Source organism: Pseudomonas fluorescens (assembly GCF_019212185.1).
Lineage (GTDB): Bacteria > Pseudomonadota > Gammaproteobacteria > Pseudomonadales > Pseudomonadaceae > Aquipseudomonas.
Genome location: NZ_CP078138.1, coordinates 5731920 through 5753718, shown reverse-complemented (window position 1 = coordinate 5753718; position 21799 = coordinate 5731920). Strand labels below are relative to the sequence as shown.

22 protein-coding genes are annotated in these 21799 nt (G+C 61.5%); 16 read left to right on the top strand and 6 right to left on the bottom strand.

Annotation, left to right across the window (positions count from 1 at the left end):
* Window positions 1–121: 121 nt before the first annotated feature.
* Window positions 122–1642, bottom strand: a complete 1521-nt coding sequence (gene exaC / locus KW062_RS25910) for an acetaldehyde dehydrogenase ExaC (RefSeq protein WP_027617739.1) — start codon at window positions 1640–1642, stop codon at window positions 122–124.
* A gap of 301 nt (window positions 1643–1943) precedes the next feature.
* On the opposite strand from exaC, the gene KW062_RS25905 reads away from it, so the two are divergent.
* The 4 genes from KW062_RS25905 to KW062_RS25890 all read left to right on the top strand — a co-directional run bounded on the left by KW062_RS25905 (window position 1944) and on the right by KW062_RS25890 (window position 6198).
* Window positions 1944–3854, top strand: a complete 1911-nt coding sequence (locus KW062_RS25905; RefSeq protein WP_105754424.1) for a sigma-54-dependent Fis family transcriptional regulator — start codon at window positions 1944–1946, stop codon at window positions 3852–3854.
* Between the two features lie 88 nt (window positions 3855–3942).
* Window positions 3943–5292, top strand: a complete 1350-nt coding sequence (gene mpl, locus KW062_RS25900; RefSeq protein ID WP_105754425.1) for a UDP-N-acetylmuramate:L-alanyl-gamma-D-glutamyl-meso-diaminopimelate ligase — start codon at window positions 3943–3945, stop codon at window positions 5290–5292.
* Entirely contained in the window at window positions 5289–5921 is a 633-nt protein-coding gene (ubiX, locus tag KW062_RS25895) for a flavin prenyltransferase UbiX (protein ID WP_027617742.1), read from the top strand. Before mpl ends, ubiX begins: the two co-directional genes overlap by 4 nt.
* On the top strand, window positions 5914–6198 hold the full coding sequence (locus KW062_RS25890) for a YceK/YidQ family lipoprotein (protein WP_027617743.1): 285 nt from the start codon (window positions 5914–5916) through the stop codon (window positions 6196–6198). The genes ubiX and KW062_RS25890 overlap by 8 nt, the downstream gene beginning before the upstream one ends.
* Window positions 6199–6201: 3 nt before the next feature.
* Here KW062_RS25890 and KW062_RS25885 read toward each other — a convergent pair whose 3' ends face one another.
* The 3 genes from KW062_RS25885 to KW062_RS25875 all read right to left on the bottom strand — a co-directional run bounded on the left by KW062_RS25885 (window position 6202) and on the right by KW062_RS25875 (window position 9148).
* Entirely contained in the window at window positions 6202–6843 is a 642-nt protein-coding gene (locus KW062_RS25885) for an oxidoreductase (RefSeq protein WP_027617744.1), read from the bottom strand.
* 27 nt (window positions 6844–6870) lie between these two features.
* Window positions 6871–8589: a C13 family peptidase gene (locus KW062_RS25880; protein ID WP_027617745.1), complete on the bottom strand. Its 1719-nt coding sequence runs from the start codon at window positions 8587–8589 to the stop codon at window positions 6871–6873.
* A gap of 103 nt (window positions 8590–8692) precedes the next feature.
* Window positions 8693–9148 carry a MaoC family dehydratase gene (locus tag KW062_RS25875; protein ID WP_027617746.1) on the bottom strand — a complete coding sequence of 152 codons (456 nt, stop codon included), beginning with the start codon at window positions 9146–9148 and terminating at the stop codon, window positions 8693–8695.
* Window positions 9149–9331: 183 nt separating this feature from the next.
* On the opposite strand from KW062_RS25875, the gene KW062_RS25870 reads away from it, so the two are divergent.
* The 4 genes from KW062_RS25870 (at window position 9332) to KW062_RS25855 (ending at window position 11288) form a co-directional block, all read left to right on the top strand.
* Window positions 9332–9694: a CidA/LrgA family protein gene (locus KW062_RS25870; protein WP_027617747.1), complete on the top strand. Its 363-nt coding sequence runs from the start codon at window positions 9332–9334 to the stop codon at window positions 9692–9694.
* Entirely contained in the window at window positions 9691–10407 is a 717-nt protein-coding gene (locus KW062_RS25865; RefSeq protein WP_105754426.1) for an LrgB family protein, read from the top strand. The genes KW062_RS25870 and KW062_RS25865 overlap by 4 nt, the downstream gene beginning before the upstream one ends.
* Before the next feature lie 10 nt (window positions 10408–10417).
* The gene (locus tag KW062_RS25860; RefSeq protein WP_105754427.1) at window positions 10418–11008 is read left to right on the top strand and encodes an LON peptidase substrate-binding domain-containing protein; all 591 of its coding nucleotides are present in this window, start codon (window positions 10418–10420) and stop codon (window positions 11006–11008) included.
* 118 nt (window positions 11009–11126) lie between these two features.
* A complete protein-coding gene (locus tag KW062_RS25855; protein WP_158261839.1) occupies window positions 11127–11288 on the top strand; it encodes a hypothetical protein in 162 nt (53 codons plus the stop codon).
* An 84-nt stretch (window positions 11289–11372) separates the two neighbouring features.
* On the opposite strand, the gene KW062_RS25850 is transcribed toward KW062_RS25855, so the two are convergent.
* Together KW062_RS25850 and KW062_RS25845 are read right to left on the bottom strand one after the other, a co-directional pair.
* Complete coding sequence (locus tag KW062_RS25850; protein WP_027617750.1) at window positions 11373–12689, bottom strand: bifunctional DedA family/phosphatase PAP2 family protein; 1317 nt, start codon at window positions 12687–12689, stop codon at window positions 11373–11375.
* Between the two features lie 43 nt (window positions 12690–12732).
* Window positions 12733–13416 (bottom strand): DNA-3-methyladenine glycosylase, encoded by a 684-nt coding sequence (locus KW062_RS25845; protein ID WP_105754428.1) that lies wholly within the window; start codon window positions 13414–13416, stop codon window positions 12733–12735.
* Window positions 13417–13590: 174 nt separating this feature from the next.
* Here KW062_RS25845 and KW062_RS25840 point away from each other — a divergent pair, with 174 nt between their 5' ends.
* From KW062_RS25840 to KW062_RS25805, 8 genes are all read left to right on the top strand, one after another.
* Window positions 13591–14862: a glutamate-5-semialdehyde dehydrogenase gene (locus KW062_RS25840; RefSeq protein ID WP_027617752.1), complete on the top strand. Its 1272-nt coding sequence runs from the start codon at window positions 13591–13593 to the stop codon at window positions 14860–14862.
* Complete coding sequence (gene nadD / locus KW062_RS25835) at window positions 14831–15544, top strand: nicotinate-nucleotide adenylyltransferase (RefSeq protein WP_033866063.1); 714 nt, start codon at window positions 14831–14833, stop codon at window positions 15542–15544. The genes KW062_RS25840 and nadD overlap by 32 nt, the downstream gene beginning before the upstream one ends.
* Before the next feature lie 72 nt (window positions 15545–15616).
* Window positions 15617–16111 (top strand): ribosome silencing factor, encoded by a 495-nt coding sequence (rsfS, locus tag KW062_RS25830; RefSeq protein ID WP_027617754.1) that lies wholly within the window; start codon window positions 15617–15619, stop codon window positions 16109–16111.
* A gap of 9 nt (window positions 16112–16120) precedes the next feature.
* The gene (gene rlmH / locus KW062_RS25825; protein ID WP_003185785.1) at window positions 16121–16588 is read left to right on the top strand and encodes a 23S rRNA (pseudouridine(1915)-N(3))-methyltransferase RlmH; all 468 of its coding nucleotides are present in this window, start codon (window positions 16121–16123) and stop codon (window positions 16586–16588) included.
* Window positions 16589–16598: 10 nt separating this feature from the next.
* A complete protein-coding gene (mrdA, locus tag KW062_RS25820) occupies window positions 16599–18494 on the top strand; it encodes a penicillin-binding protein 2 (RefSeq protein WP_027617755.1) in 1896 nt (631 codons plus the stop codon).
* Between the two features lie 31 nt (window positions 18495–18525).
* The gene (gene rodA, locus KW062_RS25815) at window positions 18526–19629 is read left to right on the top strand and encodes a rod shape-determining protein RodA (RefSeq protein ID WP_051550489.1); all 1104 of its coding nucleotides are present in this window, start codon (window positions 18526–18528) and stop codon (window positions 19627–19629) included.
* A 17-nt stretch (window positions 19630–19646) separates the two neighbouring features.
* Window positions 19647–20657 carry a lytic murein transglycosylase B gene (gene mltB, locus KW062_RS25810; RefSeq protein ID WP_027617757.1) on the top strand — a complete coding sequence of 337 codons (1011 nt, stop codon included), beginning with the start codon at window positions 19647–19649 and terminating at the stop codon, window positions 20655–20657.
* Window positions 20657–21667: a septal ring lytic transglycosylase RlpA family protein gene (locus KW062_RS25805; protein WP_027617758.1), complete on the top strand. Its 1011-nt coding sequence runs from the start codon at window positions 20657–20659 to the stop codon at window positions 21665–21667. The genes mltB and KW062_RS25805 overlap by 1 nt, the downstream gene beginning before the upstream one ends.
* The last annotated feature ends 132 nt before the right edge of the window (window positions 21668–21799 follow it).

Genomic DNA, 21799 nt, shown 5'->3' with positions numbered 1-21799 from the left:
TCGGGGAAATGCGCTTGCAACAAGGCATCCGCCGCGGGTGAACGGCGAAGTCGATGCAAAAATAAGCGGTGACGCGGACAGCGAAGCGCCTCCCGGCGACCGAAGTCGCCGGGAGGGTCAATCAGAAGAAGCCCAGTGGGTTGATGTCGTAGCTCACCAGCAGGTTTTTGGTTTGCTGGTAGTGGTCGAGCATCATTTTGTGGGTTTCGCGGCCGACGCCGGACTTCTTGTAGCCACCGAATGCGGCGTGCGCCGGGTACAGGTGGTAGCAGTTGGTCCAGACGCGACCAGCCTTGATCGCGCGGCCCATGCGGTAAGCGCGGTTGATGTCGCGGGTCCAGAGGCCGGCGCCAAGGCCGAACTCGGTGTCGTTGGCGATGGCCAGGGCTTCGGCTTCGTCCTTGAAGGTGGTGATGCTGACCACCGGGCCAAAGATTTCTTCCTGGAACACGCGCATTTTGTTGGTGCCCTTGAGCAGCGTTGGCTGGATGTAGTATCCGCTCGCCAGGTTGCCTTCGAGTTTTTCCACCTTGCCGCCGGTCAGCAGCTCCGCGCCTTCGCCCTTGGCGATTTCCAGGTACGAAAGGATCTTGTCGAATTGCTGCTCCGAGGCCTGGGCGCCGACCATGGTGTCGGTGTCCAGCGGGTCGCCGCGTTTGATCTGCAGGACTTTCTTCATCACCACTTGCATGAATTCGTCGTAGATCGATTCCTGTACCAGCGCACGGGACGGGCAGGTGCAGACTTCGCCCTGGTTGAAGAACGCCAGCACCAGGCCTTCAGCGGCTTTCTCGATGAAGCTCGGCTCGGCCTTCATGATGTCTTCGAAGAAGATGTTCGGCGATTTGCCGCCCAGCTCCACAGTGGACGGAATGATGTTTTCCGCTGCGCACTTCATGATGTGCGAGCCCACCGGAGTCGAGCCGGTAAAGGCAATTTTGGCAATACGCTTGCTGGTGGCCAGGGCTTCACCGGCTTCGCGGCCGAACCCTTGCACCACGTTCAGCACGCCCGGCGGCAGCAGGTCGCCAATCAGCTCCATCAGTACGGTGATGCCCAGCGGAGTTTGCTCGGCCGGTTTGAGTACCACGCAGTTACCGGCGGCCAGGGCTGGTGCGAGCTTCCAGGCGGCCATCAGGATCGGGAAGTTCCACGGGATGATCTGCCCGACAACGCCCAGCGGTTCGTGAATGTGATAGGCCACGGTGTTGCCGTCGATTTCCGCGGCACTGCCTTCCTGCGCGCGCAGGCAGCCGGCGAAGTAGCGGAAATGGTCGGCGGCCAGCGGAATGTCGGCGTTCAGGGTTTCGCGCACGGCCTTGCCGTTGTCCCAGCTTTCGGTGATTGCCAGGGTTTCCAGATTCTGTTCGATACGATCAGCGATTTTCAGCAGGATCAGCGAGCGCGCCTGGACAGAAGTGCTGCCCCAGGCATCGGCGGCTGCGTGGGCAGCGTCCAGGGCTTTTTCGATGTCTTCAGCCGTGGAGCGGGGGAACTCGGCAATCGGTTGGCCGTTCACCGGCGAGGTGTTGGTGAAGTACTGACCTTTGACCGGCGCGACAAATTCGCCACCGATGTAGTTACCGTATTTGCTCTTGAACGAAACGATTGCACCTTCGGTACCGGGGTGAGCGTAACGCATGATGAGTGTCTCCTTGGCTTTTGTGCTTATAAGGGAGTACGCGCGGTAAGCGCTTGTACAAGCCTAGAGCAAAGGTCGGGCCAGTGCCGTCCAGGTCTTGTAAATCAAGGGGTTGGCAGGTTTTTCTCAATGGATTCGGTGAGGCTTGTGACAGATGCGGTACAGCGGGTGTGACACTTTGTACCGCTTATGGCACACAGTGTGACCGGCCGGTCTCGTCGCCATTGCAATGCGCCGATGGCTGGGGGATGCTGGGCGTCCACAGGCCAGGTTCGCCGCACCCCCTGGAGCAGAATAAGAAATGCACAACAACCATTTGAGTCGCCATGCCCAGCAGGTGTTGACCGTTACTCAGGGCAAACACCAATTGCAGGGGCCGGGCAGTGATCCGTCGATCGCCCGTTCCTGGCTGCGCTGCCTTGAGGATTACCATCTCGATCCGGCGTTGAACATGGCCCCTACGGTGCTGGAACACGGCCGTGTGCTGGAGAGTCGCGAGCGCCTGCAACAGGTGCTGCACATCGCTGGCGGCGAAATGACCAGCCTGCATCAGCAATTGTCCGGTGCCGGCCATGCGGTGCTGCTGACCGATGCTCGCGGGGTGATTCTCAACTGTGTCACCGCGCCCACCGAGCGGCGCATTTTCGAACGTGCGGGGCTGTGGTTGGGCGCCGACTGGAGCGAGGCCTGCGAAGGTACCAACGGCATCGGTACGTGCCTGGTGGAACGCCAGGCCCTGACCATTCATCAGGATGAACACTTTCGCGGCCGGCACACCGGCCTGACCTGTTCCGCCAGTCCGGTGTTCGATCCCCATGGCGAATTGCTGGCGGTGCTCGACGTCTCATCGGCGCGCCACGACGTTTCCCGGCAAAGCCAGTTCCACACCATGGCGCTGGTCAACCTCTCGGCGAAAATGATCGAGAGCTGCTATTTCCTGCGACATTTCGAAAATCAGTGGCTGTTGCGCTTCCACCTGCAGGCGGAATCGGTGGGGTTGTTCAGTGAAGGCTTGCTGGCGTTCGACGGCGAAGGGCGGATCAGTGCGGTCAATCAGAGTGCGTTGAACCTGTTGGGGCACATTCGTGGCGGTCTGGTGGGCAAGCCGGTGGATAACTTTTTCGACTGTTCGCTGGACGAACTGCTGTCCCGCGCCAGCGTTAACGCCAGCGCCAGTTGGCCGCTGCGGACCCGCGACGGGCGCGGATTGTTTGCCGTACTGCGCGGCCAGGCGCGCAGTGTGCCGGTGCCGCTGGTGCCTGCGCGGAAAATCGAGGAGCGGCCACCCCTGGCCGGCATTTGCCTGGGTGACGAAGGGCTGCAGGCGGACTTCCGTAAAGCGCTGCGGGTGTTCGAGCGTGATGTGCCGCTGTTGATCAATGGCGAAACCGGCTCCGGCAAGGAGGCGTTCGCCAAGGCGGTGCATCAGGCCAGCCAGCGCGCGGACAAGGCATTCGTCGCACTCAATTGCGCGGCGATCCCGGAAAGTCTGATCGAAAGCGAGCTGTTTGGTTATCGCGGCGGCAGTTTTACCGGGGCACGCAAGGAAGGCATGCGCGGCAAGTTGCAACAGGCCGATGGCGGCACCTTGTTCCTCGACGAGATTGGCGACATGCCGCTGGCCCTGCAAACCCGCCTGCTGCGGGTGCTCGAGGATCGGCTGGTGGTGCCCATTGGCGGCGAACCGCAGGCGGTCAACGTGCGAATCATCAGCGCCACCCACCGTAATCTGCTTGATCGTGTGCAGGATGGCGGTTTCCGCGAGGATCTGTACTACCGGCTCAATGGTCTGGAAGTGGCCTTGCCGGCACTACGCGAACGCAGCGACAAATCGCAGCTGCTGGATTTTCTCCTGTCAGAGGAAGCCGGCGACGAGGCGGTACAGATTGCCGAACCGGCGCGGCAGGCCTTGCTGGCGTTTGCCTGGCCGGGAAACGTGCGGCAGTTGCGCAATGTTCTGCGCACCCTGGCCGCCTTGTGTGAGGATGGCAGCATCGGCCTGGATGACCTGCCGGCGATGATTCGCCAGTCGCGGCCGCAGATGAGCAGTGCGCCGCCATTGACCGATTTTCCGCTGGATGACGCCGAGCGCCTGGCCCTGCTCAATGCCCTTGAGCAGCAGCGCTGGCACATGACCCATACCGCCGAGCAACTGGGCATCAGCCGCAATACCCTCTATCGCAAGCTGCGCAAACACGCGATCGCCCGCTAGTTGCTCGGACACGCCGCGTCCGCTCAGCTAAAGGGTGCGAATTTCCCCACCCTACGCTAACCTGCCTCGATGTTTTACGAGGTTGACTATGCACATTCATATCCTGGGTATCTGCGGCACTTTCATGGGCTCGATGGCGGTTCTGGCCAAAGAGCTGGGCCATCGCGTGACCGGTTCCGACGCCAACGTCTATCCGCCGATGAGTACTCAACTGCAAGCGCAGGGCATTGAGCTGACGCAAGGCTACGACCCGGCCCAGCTCGATCCGGCCCCGGACCTGGTGGTGATCGGCAACGCCATGTCCCGTGGCAACCCGGCCGTCGAATACGTCCTGAACAAGGGCCTGCCCTATGTTTCCGGTCCACAATGGCTGGCTGACCACGTGCTGCAAGGCCGCTGGGTGCTGGCGGTGGCGGGTACCCACGGGAAAACCACTACCAGCAGCATGCTGGCCTGGGTCCTGGAACACGCCGGCATGAGCCCGGGCTTCCTGATCGGTGGCGTGCCACAGAATTTCTCGGTGTCGGCCCGCCTGGGTGACACACCGTTCTTCGTCATCGAAGCCGATGAATATGACAGCGCGTTCTTCGACAAGCGCTCGAAGTTCGTCCATTACCGTCCGCGCACCGCGATTCTCAATAACCTTGAGTTCGATCACGCGGACATCTTCCCCGATTTGCCGGCCATCGAGCGGCAATTCCATCACTTGGTGCGCACCATCCCGAGTGAAGGCCTGGTGATTCATCCGACCACCGAACCGGCGCTGCAGCGGGTCATCGAAATGGGTTGCTGGACCCCGGTGCAAACCACCGGCGCCGGCGGCCAGTGGCAGGTCAAGCTGCTCAGCGAGGACGGCTCGCGCTTCGAAGTCATGTTCGAGGGCGTCGCCCAGGGCGTGGTGGAGTGGGACATGACCGGCCAGCACAATGTGGCCAACGCCTTGGCGACCTTGGCGGCAGCGCGACACGTGGGCGTGGTCCCGAGCATGGGGATCGCTGCCCTGAGCGCATTTAAGAGTGTGAAACGGCGCATGGAAGTGGTGGCCCAGGTCAACGGGATCACCATCTACGACGACTTTGCCCACCACCCGACAGCGATTGCCACCACCCTCGATGGCCTGCGCAAGCGCATTGGCGATGCGCCGCTGATCGCGATCATTGAGCCGCGCTCCAACTCGATGAAGCTCGGCGCGCACCGTGACGGCCTGCCGGAAAGTGTGGTCGATGCCGATCAGGTGATCTGGTACGCGCCAGCCAACCTCGGCTGGGACTTGGCGGCGACCGCAGCCCTGTGCACGGTGCCGTCGATTGTCAGTGACTCGCTGGAAGGCATCATTGAGCGGGTCAAGAGCCAGGCGCAGCCCGGCACCCACGTGGTGATCATGAGCAACGGCGGCTTCGGCGGCCTGCATGGCAAACTCGCCGAGGCGCTCAAATGAACAACGGTCCGGATCGCATCACCCTGGCAATGACCGGCGCTTCTGGCGCGCAGTACGGTTTGCGCCTGCTCGATTGCCTGGTGCGGGAGGACCGTGAGGTGCATTTCCTAATCTCCAAGGCCGCGCAACTGGTGATGGCCACCGAGACCGACGTCAGCCTGCCACCCAAGCCGCAGATGATGCAGGCCTTTCTCACCGAGTACACCGGCGCGGTTGCCGGGCAGATTCGTGTGTATGGCAAGGAGGACTGGATGTCGCCGGTGGCCTCGGGCTCCGGTTCGCCAGCGGCAATGGTGGTGGTGCCCTGTTCGACAGGGACTCTGGCGGCAATTGCGGCAGGGGCGTGCAACAACCTGATCGAGCGAGCCGCCGACGTCACCCTGAAGGAGCGCCGGCAGTTGATTCTGGTGCCTCGCGAAGCACCTTACTCGAGCATTCACCTGGAAAACATGCTCAAGCTGTCGAACATGGGCGTGACCATTTTGCCGGCGTCGCCCGGGTTCTATCATCAGCCGCAGACCATCGATGATTTGGTGGACTTTGTCGTGGCGCGGATTCTCAATCTGTTGAATATCCCGCAAGACATGCTGCCACGCTGGGGCGAGCACCATTTGAGCAGCGATGAATAAGCTGCTGGTCGCGCTGCTGGCCTTGCAACTGGCCGGCTGCGCCACGGTGCGTACCCTCGATGCTGCTCAGCCGGGCGCACCGGTGGTGTATTCGGGAACGCGTCTGGACCTGTATGCCATGCAAGGGGGCTGTTGCGCCAAGGACCGCTTCGGCGCTGAAGCGCCGAGCTACCCGGGTGTCGATTTGCCTGCCAGTGCCTTGCTCGACACCCTGCTGTTGCCACTGTCGTTGCTGACAGTGCTGGGTGTCGGCTTTCAGGCAACCGGCGGTTTGTAGCGGTTATTTGCCGAGCTTGCGCAGTTCGTCCGATTCGACAATGCGCACCCCATCCTGTTCTTCCAGCGCCAAGCGCCACATGGCACGGGCCAGTTGGCAGGCCTCGATGCCGCGGTATTTGCCGGGGATCAGCCTGGAGAGTGGGCCGGCGAATTGCTCAGCAAGCCGTGGTTCCAGGCGCTCGCCCAGCAACAGCGAAGGTCGGCAGATGGTCAGTTGTGGCCAATCCTGAGCGCGCAGAGCCTGTTCCATTTCGCCCTTGACGCGGTTGTAGAACACCGATGATTTCGGATCGGCACCAATCGCGCTGATCACGATCAGATGCCGCGCGCCCATTTCCCGCGCACGTTTGGAGAAAGCCACCACCATGTCCAGGTCGACTGCACGGAATGCTTGTTCGGAGCCGGCTTGCTTGATGGTCGTGCCCAGGCAGCAGTAGGCGATGTCCACCCGGCCACTGAGCTGCGGCAGGAACTCGGCCGGTGCGCCGACCGGGTTTTCCAGGTGCGGATGTTCCGCCAGCGGCCGGCGCGAGGGCGCCAATACGCGACTGATGGTGGGCTCGTTGAGCAGTCGGTCGAGCAGATGTTCACCGGTCAGGCCGGTGGCTCCAGCGAGCAGTACGTGCTGAGGCGTCAAGTACATAGTGTTTCTCCCTTGATACTGTTCAGCTTAGTTGCTCTTTGTTTCCTTGCTGTCCAGCGCGGCACTTTGCAGCGCTTTTCGCGCTTGTTGCTTGCGCAGTGCCTGCCAGCGCGCCAGTACTCCCTTGGGCGCCCATATCTGTGGTTCGGAGGCTTCGAAGTTGTCCGCCAGCTCACGCTCGGCGACCGTGGCCTTGGCCAGCTTGAAGGCCTGCTCCAGGTCATCGGTCTGGTTCAGGGCCTGGGCGAACAGAGCGTCGCCGAAATAAGTGAAGTCGGCCTCCTCGGAGCAACCGAACGACACGCGGTCACCCCGTGAGGCGGTCATGATCAGGGTCCGCTCGTCTTTGAGGGCGGGAATGAAGCCGCCGGAGTAGCAGGCTGAAATCACGATGATCTTGTCGCGGTTCTTCAACGGTGCCAGCACGCTTGCCAGTTCATCGGCGGGCAGGTCTGCCAGTTCCATGCGCGGTTGGTCGAGCACCAGTTCGTGCTCCGCCGTGCCATGACTGGTCAGGTAGATGAACAGCAGGTCTTCCGGGCCGCTGCGCTCGGCCAGGGTCAGGGCCGCCCGTCGCAGGTTCTCGCGGGTGGCCATGGGCCGGTCGCCGGAATGATCGCGATGATTGACCAGGCGAATCTGTCCATAAGCGCCGAACCGGCTGGACAGCATGTTGCTGACGTAGTCGGACTCACGGAGGAATACGCTCTGTTTGCCATCACCGCCGAGGGTCAGGCTGTACAACTCCACCGCAGGTGTTGACGGCGGTACGTTGGCCAATGCCTCTTCCAACAGTCGACCCTGGGCCAGCAAGCCCAGTTCGAGGGTGTCTGGAAGTAGTTTTCCATCGGCGTCGCGTACCCGCTGGCCGTTGATCCAGTGGCCGCTTTGCACTGTGCCGTCGGTCAGCACCAGGGTGCCCTGGCCCTGATAGCTGTCGTTGTCGAACTGGCCGATATAGAAGCTGCCGTCGGGCAGGTTGAGGCGGCCCTGGCCGCTGAAGCGCCAGTCGCTGAAGTGACCGATGTAGTGACTGTTGTCGGCACCGATCAATTCGCCCTTGCCGCTCAACGCGCCTTCCTTGAACGCGCCGATCCAGACGTCACCGTCGGCGTTTTCATAGCGTCCTTTACCGTGCAGCTGGTTTTGCTTGAAACCACCGACATAGCTGTCGCCCTCGGCGCTGTTGAAGCTGCCGACACCGTCCAGTTGGCCGTTGACGAAATGCCCGCTGAATTGATTGCCGCTGGCATCGCTGCGCTGCCCCTCGCCATTGGGCTGGCCGTGGGCGAATTGCCCCTGGTACTGGCTGCCGTCTTCGAGTTCAAGGCGGCCCAGTCCGGAATACTGGTCGGATTTGAACTCGCCACGGTAGGTCATGCCGTGTTCCTTGAGCGTGCCTTCACCGTCGCGGCGCCCCAGTTTGAAGCTGCCGGTGTAATTGCTATCACCGGTGCTCAGGGTGCCCTGGCCATGAAACAGGCCTTGCTGGAAGCCGCCGCGATAGAGTTCGCCGTTGCTGCCGTGCCATTCACCCTGGCCGTGCCACTGGCCCTTGTCGAACTGACCGGCGTACCAACTGCCATTGGGGTAATCGATGCGCCCCTGGCCTTGCAGCAAGCCGTCGACCAGTTCACCGCGATACCGCCCGCCATCGGGCAGGCGTGCGTCTGGTGGCAACAGCGATTCGCCATCGCCACACGCAGTGAGCAATAGGGTCAGGGCAAGGGGTGCAAGTGAGCGCATAACGGGATCCGGGCAATTAGGCGACCGAGTATGCCGCAGCTATATGCCTGATAAATAGAGACGCGGTGCGAAACAGCGAGAACTGCTTCGCATCCGGCCGGGGTTACACGAATGCCAGCGACAGAGGCTCGGCAATGTAGGCAGGTTTTTCCTCGCCTTCGATTTCCAGGGTGGTGGTGGCCTTGAGCAGCCATTGACCGGGTTTCTTCTCGGTAGCGTCGGTCAATTCGACTTTGAGCCGGACCTTGGAGCCGACCTTGACCGGCTGGATGAAACGCACGCTGTCCAGGCCGTAGTTGACCACCATCTTCAAGCCTTCTGGTACCACCAGAATGTCTTCCATCAACTTGGGAATCAGCGACAGTGTCAGGAAGCCGTGGGCGATGGTGCTGCCAAACGGTGTCTGGGCCGCTTTCACCGGATCAACGTGGATGAACTGAAAGTCCCCCGTGGCTTCAGCGAACAGATTGATTCGCTCCTGGTCGATGGTCAGCCACTCGGAGTGTCCGAGTTCCTTGCCGACATAATCTTTGATCTGTGCAACGGCAACAAAGGGCATTGAGACTCTCCTTGATTCAACGATTTATAGTTTTTTTTGAAAGGACCGCCAACCACCTTAGATCATCATGGCGTGCTGTGCCGGTCAACCTCCCATACCTTTGGCGAATACCCATGCATAGCGGATGCCATGCTTATAATGGCCGGTCCGCTTGTGGGGAGTGGGTTTTGCTGGAGATCACTCATGTTACTTCGTGGCCTGACCTGGCTGGTGCTGTTCCAATTGCTGGGCACGGCGCTCAATCACTTGCTGTTGCCGATACTGCCGGGGCCCATCATCGGTTTGCTCCTTCTGCTGGGCTTCTTGATTGTGCGTGGCGAAGTCGGTGAGCCATTGAGCCTGGCCGCTGGCAGCCTGTTGCGTTACCTGCCGTTGTTGCTGGTGCCGCCCGCCGTTGGGGTGATGGTGTATGCCGCCGATATCGCGGCGGACTTCTGGGCGATCGTCGGTGCGCTGGTGCTGTCGCTGTTGCTGTCGATGGCCTTTGTCGGGGTGTTGATGCAGCGATTGGTCAAGCGCCAGGCGCGGCAGGAGGAACAGCCATGATGTTCGACTGGCAGGGGGCATTGGCGGCAGTGATCCATCATCCATTGTTCGGCATTGGCATCACCCTGGGCGCCTATCAACTGGTGCTGGCGGCGTTCGAGAAGACTCGCTGGATTTTCCTGCAGCCGGTGCTGGTGTCGATGTTGCTGGTGATCGGCGTGTTGCTGGTATGCGGTCTCACTTACGCCGAGTACCGTAAAAGCACCGAAATCCTCAGTATTCTGCTGGGGCCGGCCACTGTGGCGCTGGCGGTTCCGCTTTACCTCAACTTGCGACGTATTCGCCAACTGTTCTGGCCGATTTTTACTACGCTGGTGATAGGTGGCGTGGTGGCAACCGGCCTGTGTGTGCTGCTGGGCTGGTGGTTCGGCGCCGAGCACATGATCCTGATGACTATGGCGCCGAAATCGGTGACGTCGCCTATTGCGATGCTGGTGGCCGAGCAGATTGGCGGTGTCGCGGCACTGGCGGCAGTGTTCGTGCTGATTACCGGGGTGCTCGGGGCGATTTTCGGCCCGGCGCTGTTGACGTGTCTCGGGGTGCATGGCCCGGAGGCCCGTGGCATGGCCCTGGGCATGACCGCACATGCGGTGGGCACTTCGGTGGCCCTGCAGGAAAGTGACGAGTGCGGTGCATTTGCCGCGCTGGCGATGAGTCTGATGGGTGTGGCCACGGCCGTGTTGTTGCCGTTGGCGGTATCGATGGTGGTTTAAGGACATGTCTATGAGCCTGGCGCTGTTTCCGCTGAACACCGTGCTGTTTCCCGGTTGCGTCCTCGATTTGCAGATTTTCGAGGCGCGTTACCTGGACATGATCAGTCGCTGCATGAAACAGGGCGCAGGCTTTGGCGTGGTGTGCATTCTCGAAGGCGACGAAGTGGGGCTCGCCCCTGAAGGCTATGCCCTGATCGGCTGTGAAGCACGGATTACCGATTTTCAGCAGCAGGACAACGGTCTGCTGGGGATCCGCGTCGCGGGCGGGCGGCGCTTCAAGGTGTTGCGTACTGAGGTGCAGCGCGATCAACTGCTGGTCGCCGAGGTCGAGTGGCTGGAGGACGAGCCCGAGCAACCGCTGCAAGAGGAAGATGACGACCTTGTGGCCTTGCTCAAGGCCCTGGCCGAGCATCCGATGGTGGTGGCCTTGAACATGGGCACCGAGGCGAACGGCCAGCAGTCCCTGGCCAATCAGTTGGCGTACCTGTTGCCGTTCTCGGAGCTGGACAAGATCGACCTGCTGCAGCTCGATGATCCGCAGCAACGCCTGGATGCCATTCAGGCTTTGCTTGATGAGTTGCAGGGCGAACTGTTTGCCTGAGTAACAATTGGCAAGGCTTGAGTCAGCTAGCCAGCATTGTGAACGGGGGACGAATTATTTAGTTTCTCGGGGCGTCACACGAAGTGGCCAATTTCATTATCTAAAAGGAATTTAAATCATGACTATTTTCGTATCCGAGCGAGCAGCATGGGAAGCTGCTGCAGTGGGCTACATGCTGAAAAATGCCAGTCACGGGCAGTCGTTCGAGCAAACGGCGATCACCGCAGGACTCTTGGCCGATGCGCTGATTCTGGAAATGCGTAAGCGTCAAAGTGCGTGATGATGGTCAGTTGAACAGGTGTTGAAAAAGAACCCCGACCTCTCAGGTCGGGGTTTTTGTCTGGGTATCGGAAAATTCAGGTGCTCAGTAGGCGTAGCGCAGCATGGTTTGCGGCAGGTGCCTCAACACGAAGAGCCCGAGCAGTCCAACCAGCGCCGGCAGGACGATCCACCAGACCTTGGGGGGTAGGGCGGACAGCGAAGTCTGGCGTTGACTGAACCACAGGCTGGCGGCACAGACACACGCTGCCAGCATCGCCCCCGCCAGTACATCCGTCGGCCAGTGCGCTCCCAGATACACCCGCGAAACAGAAATGGCCAACGCTGGCAGGCAGCCCAGCAGCAGCCAGGTCAGGCGCATCCTGGGCGGTTGTCCGCGACCCGCCAGGACGGCCAGGGTCAGAAACAGTGCAAAAGAGCCCGAAGCGTGGCCACTGGGCATGCTGAAGGTGGTCAACGGCTCGCTGAGGACTTCAGGGCGGACGCGAGCGAAGAAGTGTTTGGTCAGGGTGTTGGCCAGCGCAGTGCACAGCAGCGTGCTGCCGGCGAATATGGCCTGGCGCCACTGCCGGGTGACCAGCAGTATCCCGACCAACAAGGCGCTGAACAGCAACATGTTGCGGAATTCACCAATCAGCGTGAAGACCACGGCGACTTCATCGAATGTCGGGTTACGGTGTTCCTGGACCAGGGTCATGACCCCTTGATCGAGGGCACTGAGGTGCGGGTAGCCAATGAACAATCCCGCCAGGATCAGAAAGCTCATGCCGGCGATAAGCATCGCGGCTTTGCGATGACTGCGCAGGCTGCTGTTGGCGCTCAGGCCGACCATGACCGCTACACTGGCTGCGACAATCCCGGCTTGCGGCCAGAAACCCTCGGGCAATGGCAGGCGAATGGCGGCTCCGGTGGCCCAGCCCGGCAGCAGGTAGGCGACGGCCCAGCCGGCCCCGGCCAGCAGGCTGACGGCGAAGAAACGCAGGAAGGGCATGTCGAACATCCCCGCGACCATCGGCAGCATCGGCCGTAGCGGGCCGATGAAGCGTCCGACCAACAGGCTGGCGATACCGTAGCGCTGGAAATAGGTCTCGGCGCTGCCAATCCACTCCGGGTGATGACGCAGGCCCGGCAGGCGGCGGATGTTCTGGTGAAAGTGGCGGCCGAGGAAGTACGACACCACATCGCCGAGGACGCCGCCGAGGAAGCCCAGCAGCAGGGTTTCTCCCAGTGACAGTGCGCCACTGCCGGCCAGTACGGCCACTGCGAACAGCAGCACGGTGCCCGGCACGATCAGCCCGGCAATCGCCAGGCACTCAATACAGGCGACGATAAAGACCGCAGCGGCCAGCCACTGCGGGTTTGCCGTCAACCAGGCGGTCAGGCTGTCGAGCCATGGGCCCATAGGTTCAACTCCATCATTGTTCGTTGGCCCGCTCAGGGGAGAATTACAGCAGGTTGTAGTCGCGGCCTTCGACCTGGCCGCGGCGCAGAGGGTTCCGCGTGCAGTAGGGGGCGTAGTCGCTGTCGACGAAACGGTAGAGCAAGTGTTCGTCGCGTCCGTGAGGGATGCCCAGGCGGGTGGTCTGGATGACCTGGGTCGGCGGTCGGCCGAGGTCTTCGACCAGGAGTATGTCGTGGTCGAAGCGTTTCGCGTCCCAGACCGGTACCTTCAAACCCAGCGCCTTGCACAGCAAGGTCTGGCCGGCGCACAGGCGTTGCGAGGCCCGCGGCCGGCCGTTGGCGTCCGGATTGTTGAGCAGCATCTGCGCCAGGCTCGCCGGCCCTGACACTTCGTCGATCCAGGGATAGCCGGACTTGATGAGCACTGCGTTACCCGGGCCCTGGGCACTGAAGTTCAGCGAATCGCCGCCTCGGGCGTAATACATATAAATGTGCCCGCCATCCAGAAACAAAGCCTTACGTTTTTCTGTGTAGCCGAGGGAGGCATGACTGCCTTTTTCGTCGCAGTAATAGGCTTCGGTTTCAATAATTCGTGCCGAAAGCCACAAATCGCCGACCCGATGGCGGATGACTTTGCCCAGCAGCTCACAGGCCAGAAGCTGGGCGTCACGGTTGAAGAAGCTGTCTGGCAGGGCTTTGGGCTGCCGGTGGGCGGTCAGGATGGACATGGCGGCAGTTATGTCAGGGCGAAAGTGACGTAATGATAACAATCGCTGGCTTAATCCAGGCTGAAGACGGTCTATTTGCAGTCCATTTCGACCATCCGCCTGTCACCGCTGTTAGTAGGAGAGCGCGACAGCTATAATCTGCCGCTTTCCTATTTGCCAAGACCACACCAGACCATGACTGAGTCCGTTCTTGACTACATGACCCGCTTGGGTCGCGCTGCCCGCGACGCTTCCCGCGTGATCGGCCGTGCCAGCACTGGGCAGAAGAACCGCGCCCTGCAGGCTGCTGCCAATGCGCTGGACGCTGCTCGCGCCGAGCTATCTGCCGCCAACGAGCTGGACCTGGCCGCTGGCCGGGCCAATGGCCTGGAGCCGGCCATGCTCGAACGCCTGGCCCTGACCCCGGCACGCATCGACGGCATGATCGTCGGTTTGCGCCAGGTGGCAGCGTTGCCCGACCCGGTAGGTGCGATCCGCGACATGAGTTATCGGCCGTCAGGTATCCAGGTTGGCAAGATGCGCGTGCCGCTGGGTGTGGTCGGGATCATCTATGAGTCTCGTCCGAACGTGACCATCGACGCCGCCAGCCTGTGCCTGAAGTCGGGCAACGCGACCATCCTGCGCGGTGGTTCCGAGGCGATTCATTCCAATCGTGCGATTGCCGCCTGCATCCAGCGTGGCCTGGCCGAGGCCGGTTTGCCGGCGGCCGTGGTGCAAGTGGTCGAAACCACCGACCGTGCCGCAGTTGGCGCCCTGATCACCATGCCCGAGTACGTCGATGTGATCGTGCCGCGCGGTGGCAAGGGCTTGATCGAGCGCGTCAGTCGCGATGCCCGGGTGCCGGTGATCAAGCACCTGGACGGCATTTGTCACGTCTACGTCAGTGCCCACGCTGATCTCGACAAGGCGCGACGCATTGCTTTCAACGCCAAGACCTACCGGTATGGCATCTGCGGCGCCATGGAAACCCTGCTGGTGGATCAGGCCGTGGCCAAGGACTTCCTGCCGGCCATGGCTGCCCAGTTCCGCGAAAAGGGCGTCGAGCTGCGCGGTTGCGAGCGGACCCGGGCGATCATCGATGCCGTGGCCGCGACCGAGGAAGACTGGAGCACGGAATACCTTGCGCCGATCCTCTCAATTCTGGTGGTCGATGGCCTGGATCGGGCGATCGAGCACATCAATCACTATGGCTCGCACCACACTGACTCGATCGTCAGCGAGCATCAGGGCGAAGCCCGGCGTTTTGTCGCCGAAGTCGACTCCGCCTCGGTGATGATCAACACCCCGACCTGCTTTGCCGATGGCTTCGAGTACGGATTGGGTGCCGAGATCGGCATTTCTACTGATAAGCTGCACGCCCGCGGCCCGGTGGGTCTCGAAGGCCTGACCTGCGAGAAGTACATTGTGGTCGGTGATGGCCAGTTGCGCGGCCAGGAGCCGGTCTGACTTGGGCGATCTCGACCCGACAGCCCCGGTGAGTCCCTCGGCACGGCGTATTGGCGTGCTCGGCGGGACATTCGACCCGGTGCACATCGGCCATTTGCGCGGCGCGCTGGAAGTGGCCGAGTCGTTGAACCTCGATGAGTTGCGCCTGACGCCCAGCGCCAGGCCACCGCATCGGGGTACGCCGCAGGTGTCGGCACTCGATCGTCTGGCGATGGTCGAGTGCGCGGTAGCAGGGGTTGTGCCCCTGGTGGTGGATGACCGCGAGCTCAAACGCGACAAGCCGTCCTACACTATCGATACCCTGGAGCTGATGCGTGCGGAGTTCGCCGCGGATGACCAGTTGTTTTTACTGTTGGGTTGGGACGCATTTTGCGGCCTGCCCACTTGGCATCGCTGGGAAGAGTTGCTCCAGCATTGCCACATCCTGGTGCTGCAACGCCCGGATGCCGACAGCGAACCGCCAGATGCCTTGCGCAACTTGCTGGCAGCGCGCTCGGTGAGCGACCCGCTGGCCCTCAAAGGGCCGAGCGGACAGATTGCATTCGTCTGGCAGACACCGCTCGCGGTATCCGCCACCCAGATCCGTCAACTGCTGGCCAGCGGTAAGTCGGTACGTTTCCTGGTGCCCGACGCGGTCCTGGCCTACATCGATGCGCACGGTCTGTACCGTGCGTCGAACTGAATAGGAGTGCTCAAGGCACGTGGCAACAACGTGTATTGAAGCGCCCGAACATACGAGCAAAACGAGTTTTATATGACTAACAAAGATGTATCGAAAGTAAAGCGCAAAGGCACCTTCAAGAGCGCGCCGCTGCCGGTTGAAGCACACACTGGTGAAGTGCTGGCTGGCGAAGCGCTGGTCAAGGTTGCCGTAGCCGCCCTGGAAGACGTCAAGGCCCAGGACATCCAGGTGATCGACGTTCGTGAAAAACAAAGCATCACCGACTTCATGATCATCGCCACCGGTACTTCCAACCGCCAGATCGGCGCGATGCTCGACAAGGTCCGTGAAGCCGTCAAAGCCCAGGGCGTCAAGCCATTGGGTGAAGAAGGCAAGGGCGACAGCGACTGGGTCCTGCTGGACATGGACGACGTCATCGTGCACATGATGACCGCCTCGGCCCGCCAGTTCTACGACCTGGAGCGCCTTTGGGCAGGTGCCGAGCAGAGTCGTTCGGCCAGCGCTGCGCATCACAGCCCGGAAAACCCGCACGAGCACTTCAACAAGCTCAACAAAGACCAGCTTTAAGGGTTCGCTGTGCGACTGCGCCTGATCGCCGTCGGTTCACGCATGCCCAAGTGGGTGGAAGAAGGCTGGCATGAATATGCCAAGCGTCTTCCGTCCGAGCTGGCGCTGGAACTGGTGGAAATACCGCTCAATACCCGTGGCAAGAATGCTGACGTGGCGCGTTTCATTCGCCAGGAAGGCGAAGCGATGTTGGCCAAGGTCGGCCCCAACGAACGCATCGTCACGCTGGAAGTCCATGGCAAGCCGTGGAGCACCGAGCAACTGGCGGTGGAACTCGATCGCTGGCGCCTGGACTCGCGTACCGTGAACTTCATGGTCGGCGGCCCCGAGGGGTTGGCGCCGGAAGTCTGCGCGCGGGCCGATCAGCGCTGGTCGCTGTCGCCGCTGACCTTGCCCCATCCGCTGGTGCGAATCCTCATCGGCGAACAGCTGTATCGTGCCTGGACAGTCCTGTCCGGTCACCCTTACCACAAGTAACCCTGCGCTCATGTCCCAACCGATTCGCATCAAGGACCACGAAAAAGACGCCCGTCTGGTGCGTGGCCGCGTCGTGTTCGGGGCAATTGCAGTGGTGCTGCTGATCGGCGTGCTGATCGCGCGTTTGTATTTCCTGCAGGTGATCCAGTACGAGTATCACTCGACCCTGTCGGAGAACAACCGCGTCCACGTTCAGCCGATTCCGCCGACCCGCGGCCTGATCTTCGACCGTAACGGCGTAGTGATTGCCGACAACCGGCCCAGTTTCAGCCTGAGCATGACCCGAGAACGTTCCGGTGATTGGCAGCAAGTGCTCGACGTGATCGTCGAAGTGCTGCAGCTGACGCCCGAGGATCGGGTGATCTTTGAAAAACGCATGCGCCAGGGGCGGCGACCCTTCGAGCCGGTGCCGATCCTGTTCGAGTTGACCGAAGAGCAGATTGCCCGGATTGCGGTGAATCAGTTCCGCCTGCCGGGTGTCGAGGTGGTTGCGCAACTGGTGCGCCATTACCCGCAGGGCGCGCACTTTGCGCACTCGGTGGGCTACATGGGGCGGATCAACGAGAAAGAGCTGAAGACCCTCGATCCGGTGAACTACAGCGGTACCCACCACATCGGCAAGACCGGCATCGAACGCTTCTACGAGCCGCAATTGCACGGTCAGGTCGGCTACGAAGAAGTCGAAACCAACGCTCGCGGCCGCGTGCTGCGGGTGCTCAAGCGCACCGATCCGATTCCCGGCAAGGACATCATCCTGAGCCTCGACATTAAACTGCAGGAGGCCGCCGAAGCGGCTCTCGGCGGGCGTCGTGGCGCGGTGGTGGCGATGGATCCGAACACCGGCGAAGTGCTGGCGATGGTCAGTCAGCCGAGTTTCGATCCGAACCTGTTTGTCACCGGCATCAGCTTCAAGGCTTACGCCGAGTTGCGCGATTCCATCGACCGGCCTCTGTTCAACCGAGTCCTGCGCGGGCTGTATCCGCCAGGCTCGACCATCAAGCCGGCGGTGGCGATTGCCGGCCTGGATTCCGGGGTTGTCACCGCGACCTCGCGGGTATTCGACCCGGGCTACTACCAACTGCCCAATTACGATCACAAGTACCGTAACTGGAACCGCACCGGTGACGGCTTTGTCGACCTCGACACGGCGATCATGCGCTCCAACGACACCTACTTCTACGACCTGGCGCACAAGCTGGGGATCGACCGACTGTCGGCCTACATGACCAAGTTCGGCATCGGCCAGAAGGTCTCGCTGGACATGTTCGAAGAGTCGCCCGGTCTCATGCCTTCGCGCGAATGGAAGCGGGCCACCCGGCGTCAGGCCTGGTTCCCTGGCGAAACCCTGATCCTCGGGATCGGCCAGGGCTACATGCAGTCGACGCCGCTGCAATTGGCCCAGGCCACGGCGCTGGTCGCCAACAAGGGCAAGTGGAACCGGCCGCACCTGGCCAAGTCGATCGAGGGCGAGAAGCCGGTGGATGAGAATCCGATGCCGGATATCGTCCTGCGTGATCCGGCGGACTGGACCCGAGTCAACCATGGCATGCAGCAGGTCATGCACGGCGCCCGGGGTACCGCGCGCAAGGCGTCGATTGGCGCGCAGTACCGGATCGCCGGCAAGTCGGGTACGGCTCAGGTAGTGGCGATCAAGCAGGGCGAGAAGTACGACCGCTCCAAGGTTCAGGAGCGGCATCGTGACCACGCGTTGTTCGTAGGATTTGCCCCGGCCGACAACCCGAAAATTGTCGTTTCGGTGATGGTCGAGAACGGTGAGTCCGGTTCCGGTGTCGCTGCGCCGGTGGTGCGCCAGGTGATGGATGCCTGGCTGCTGGACCAGGACGGTCGACTCAAGCCTGAATTTGCCAGCCCCAATTCCGCGGAGGCTACGGCCCGTGAAGAGTAATTTTGATCGCATTCTCTCCAGCGAGGATGTGATGCGTCGCCGAGCGACGTTATTGCAGCGCATGCACATCGACGGCCCGCTGCTGATCCTGCTGTTGATCCTCGCGGCCGGCAGCCTGTTCGTGCTGTATTCGGCCAGCGGCAAGAGCTGGGACTTGCTGGCCAAACAGGCGACGTCGTTCGGCATCGGTCTGGTGTCGATGGTCATCATCGCCCAGTTCGAACCGCGTTTCATGGCGCGCTGGGTACCGTTGGGCTATGTGGTCGGCGTGCTGCTGTTGCTGGTGGTGGACATCATGGGCCACAACGCCATGGGCGCGACGCGCTGGATCAACATTCCCGGGGTGATCCGCTTCCAGCCCTCGGAGTTCATGAAGATCATCATGCCGGCGACCATCGCCTGGTACCTGTCCAAGCGCACTTTGCCGCCACAGCTCAAGCACGTCGGGGTCAGCCTGATTTTGATCGGCATCCCGTTCGCCCTGATCGTGCGCCAACCGGACCTCGGCACCTCGTTGCTGATTCTCGCCGGCGGCGCTTTCGTGCTGTTCATGGGCGGCTTGCGCTGGCGCTGGATTCTCAGTGTGCTGGCGGCCACGGTGCCGGTGGCGATCGCCATGTGGTTCTTCATCATGCATGACTACCAGAAGCAGCGGATCCTGACCTTCCTGGACCCGGAAAGCGACCCGCTGGGCACAGGTTGGAACATCATCCAATCCAAGGCCGCCATCGGCTCCGGCGGCGTGTTTGGCAAGGGCTGGCTGCTGGGCACTCAGTCGCACCTGGACTTCCTGCCGGAAAGCCACACCGACTTCATCATCGCGGTCATGGGCGAAGAGTTCGGGTTGGTGGGCATTTGCGCCCTGCTGCTGATCTATCTGCTGTTGATTGGTCGCGGGCTGGTGATTACCGCCCAGGCGCAGACGCTGTTCGGCAAGTTGCTGGCAGGTTCGCTGACCATGGTGTTTTTTGTTTATGTTTTCGTCAACATCGGTATGGTCAGTGGCCTGTTGCCGGTGGTGGGGGTGCCGTTGCCATTCATTAGTTACGGCGGAACTTCGCTGGTGACACTGCTGTCAGCGTTTGGGGTTTTGATGTCGATCCATACCCATCGTAAGTGGATCGCGCAGGTTTGAATAAGGTGAAGATTTCAATGCAAGTAATGCGTGGCTGGGCAACGCGATACGCTCCGTGGCTCGGCCTGGCAAGCATCCTTGGCAGCGCCCCGGCGGCGCTTGCCGGCGAATATGAGGGCTCGCCGCAAGTGGCTGAATTCGTCGGTGAAATGACCCGTGACTACGGCTTCGCTGGTGAACAGTTGATGGGCGTGTTCCGCGAGGCCGAGCGCAAGCAGTCGATTCTCGACGCGATCTCGCGCCCCGCTGAACGGGTCAAGCAATGGAAGGAATATCGTCCGATGTTCCTCACCGATGCACGCATCGCCCGCGGCGTCGACTTCTGGCGCCAGCACGAAGCCGTATTGGCGCGTGCCGAGCAGGAATACGGGGTGCCGGCCCAGGTAATCGTCGCAATCATCGGCGTTGAGACCTTTTTCGGCCGCAATACTGGCAATTACCGGGTAATCGACGCCCTGTCGACCCTGGGTTTCGACTACCCTCCACGGGCCGAGTTTTTCCGCAAGGAGCTGCGTGAATTCCTGCTGCTGGCCCGTGAAGAGCAGGTTGATCCGTTGACGCTGAAAGGCTCCTATGCCGGTGCCATGGGCTTGCCGCAGTTCATGCCGAGCAGCTTCCGCGCCTATGCGGTGGATTTCGACGGGGATGGCCACATCAATATCTGGACCAACGCCGACGACGCCATCGGCAGCGTCGCCAGTTATTTCAAACGCCATGGCTGGGAGGCCGGGCAGCCGGTGGTCAGTCGCGCCGATGTGCGTGGCGAGCAGGTCGACGAGGGCTTGACCACCGGGATCGAACCGACGAAAACCGTCGGGGAGTTGCGAGCGCTGGGCTGGTCGAGTCATGATGCGCTGCGCGACGACATGCCGGTGACGGCGTTTCGTCTGGAAGGTGACAATGGCCCGGAATACTGGATGGGCCTGAAGAATTTTTATGCAATCACGCGTTATAACCGCAGCGTGATGTACGCCATGGCCGTACATCAGTTGTCTGAACAGCTGGTCCAAGCACGGGGCGTCAAGTAATGCTCGCATCGCCAATCCACAAACCCCTGAAGCTGGTGGCTTTTGCCGCGCTGTCGATGCTGATCGTCAGTTGCTCGACCAGCCGTGCGCCGCAACCGAAGGCACCGACCGTTGTCCGCGCCACCCCGGGGCTGGATATCAACCGGGCCCACAAGGACGGTGCGCCGTGGTGGGACGTCGATGTGTCGCGGATTCCCGACGCCACCCCGACCCTGCACACCGGCAACTACAAGGCTAACCCCTACACCGTGCTGGGCAAGACCTATTACCCGATGCCCGAGTCCAAGCGCTATGTCGAAACCGGCACGGCCTCCTGGTACGGCACCAAGTTTCATGGCCAGAACACCGCCAATGGCGAGGTGTATGACCTGTATGGCATGAGCGCCGCACACAAGACCCTGCCGCTGCCGGCCTATGTCCGCGTGACCAACCTGGACAACAAGCGCACGGTGATCCTGCGGGTCAACGACCGTGGGCCGTTCTATTCGGACCGGATCATCGACTTGTCCTACGCTGCCGCGAAAAAACTCGGTTATGCCGAGACCGGCACCGCGCGGGTCAAGGTCGAGGGCATCGACCCGCAAGAGTGGTGGGCTGCCAAGGGGCGCCCGGCGCCATTGATGCTCAATGAGCCGCAGGTCGCGCAAAACAGCGGTCCGGTGATCACTGCATCGACTGGCAAGGTCGAGCAATGGACCCCGCCGCCGCAGCAACATGCCGCCGCTGTCGTGCCGATCCAGGTCAATGCAAAAAAAAACGCTTCTGTAGCAGCCTCTGGCCAGTATCTGCAGGTGGGCGCGTTCGCCAACCCGGACGCTGCCGAACTCCTGAGGTCGAAGCTCAGCGGTATGGTGAGCGCTCCGGTGTTCATCAGTTCTATCGTGCGCAATCAGCAGACCCTGCACCGGGTTCGCCTGGGGCCGATCGGCTCGCAGGGTGAAATTGCGCAAGTGCAAAACAGCGTGCGCCTGGCCAATCTCGGTTCGCCGAGCCTGGTGACGGCCGAGTAAGCAGTACCCGTATCAAGGTTCGCTCGCGGTATTGGGGGGAGGACCTGAGTTGTTGGCTCGATGTACAACAAAAGCCCGGCAAGGGTCAGTGAGTGAACAACTGAACACGCGATAACCCGTTAGAAGGTTGTC

What these genes read in the sequence shown, in the direction of transcription:
- exaC (WP_027617739.1), bottom strand. Translation starts at nt 1,642, where the DNA reads ATGCGTTACGCTCACCCCGGTACCGAAGGTGCAATCGTTTCGTTCAAG.
- KW062_RS25905 (WP_105754424.1), top strand. Translation starts at nt 1,944, where the DNA reads ATGCACAACAACCATTTGAGTCGCCATGCCCAGCAGGTGTTGACCGTT.
- mpl (WP_105754425.1), top strand. Translation starts at nt 3,943, where the DNA reads ATGCACATTCATATCCTGGGTATCTGCGGCACTTTCATGGGCTCGATG.
- ubiX (WP_027617742.1), top strand. Translation starts at nt 5,289, where the DNA reads ATGAACAACGGTCCGGATCGCATCACCCTGGCAATGACCGGCGCTTCT.
- KW062_RS25890 (WP_027617743.1), top strand. Translation starts at nt 5,914, where the DNA reads ATGAATAAGCTGCTGGTCGCGCTGCTGGCCTTGCAACTGGCCGGCTGC.
- KW062_RS25885 (WP_027617744.1), bottom strand. Translation starts at nt 6,843, where the DNA reads ATGTACTTGACGCCTCAGCACGTACTGCTCGCTGGAGCCACCGGCCTG.
- KW062_RS25880 (WP_027617745.1), bottom strand. Translation starts at nt 8,589, where the DNA reads ATGCGCTCACTTGCACCCCTTGCCCTGACCCTATTGCTCACTGCGTGT.
- KW062_RS25875 (WP_027617746.1), bottom strand. Translation starts at nt 9,148, where the DNA reads ATGCCCTTTGTTGCCGTTGCACAGATCAAAGATTATGTCGGCAAGGAA.
- KW062_RS25870 (WP_027617747.1), top strand. Translation starts at nt 9,332, where the DNA reads ATGTTACTTCGTGGCCTGACCTGGCTGGTGCTGTTCCAATTGCTGGGC.
- KW062_RS25865 (WP_105754426.1), top strand. Translation starts at nt 9,691, where the DNA reads ATGATGTTCGACTGGCAGGGGGCATTGGCGGCAGTGATCCATCATCCA.
- KW062_RS25860 (WP_105754427.1), top strand. Translation starts at nt 10,418, where the DNA reads ATGAGCCTGGCGCTGTTTCCGCTGAACACCGTGCTGTTTCCCGGTTGC.
- KW062_RS25855 (WP_158261839.1), top strand. Translation starts at nt 11,127, where the DNA reads ATGACTATTTTCGTATCCGAGCGAGCAGCATGGGAAGCTGCTGCAGTG.
- KW062_RS25850 (WP_027617750.1), bottom strand. Translation starts at nt 12,689, where the DNA reads ATGGGCCCATGGCTCGACAGCCTGACCGCCTGGTTGACGGCAAACCCG.
- KW062_RS25845 (WP_105754428.1), bottom strand. Translation starts at nt 13,416, where the DNA reads ATGTCCATCCTGACCGCCCACCGGCAGCCCAAAGCCCTGCCAGACAGC.
- KW062_RS25840 (WP_027617752.1), top strand. Translation starts at nt 13,591, where the DNA reads ATGACTGAGTCCGTTCTTGACTACATGACCCGCTTGGGTCGCGCTGCC.
- nadD (WP_033866063.1), top strand. Translation starts at nt 14,831, where the DNA reads ATGGCCAGTTGCGCGGCCAGGAGCCGGTCTGACTTGGGCGATCTCGAC.
- rsfS (WP_027617754.1), top strand. Translation starts at nt 15,617, where the DNA reads ATGACTAACAAAGATGTATCGAAAGTAAAGCGCAAAGGCACCTTCAAG.
- mrdA (WP_027617755.1), top strand. Translation starts at nt 16,599, where the DNA reads ATGTCCCAACCGATTCGCATCAAGGACCACGAAAAAGACGCCCGTCTG.
- rodA (WP_051550489.1), top strand. Translation starts at nt 18,526, where the DNA reads ATGCGTCGCCGAGCGACGTTATTGCAGCGCATGCACATCGACGGCCCG.
- mltB (WP_027617757.1), top strand. Translation starts at nt 19,647, where the DNA reads ATGCAAGTAATGCGTGGCTGGGCAACGCGATACGCTCCGTGGCTCGGC.
- KW062_RS25805 (WP_027617758.1), top strand. Translation starts at nt 20,657, where the DNA reads ATGCTCGCATCGCCAATCCACAAACCCCTGAAGCTGGTGGCTTTTGCC.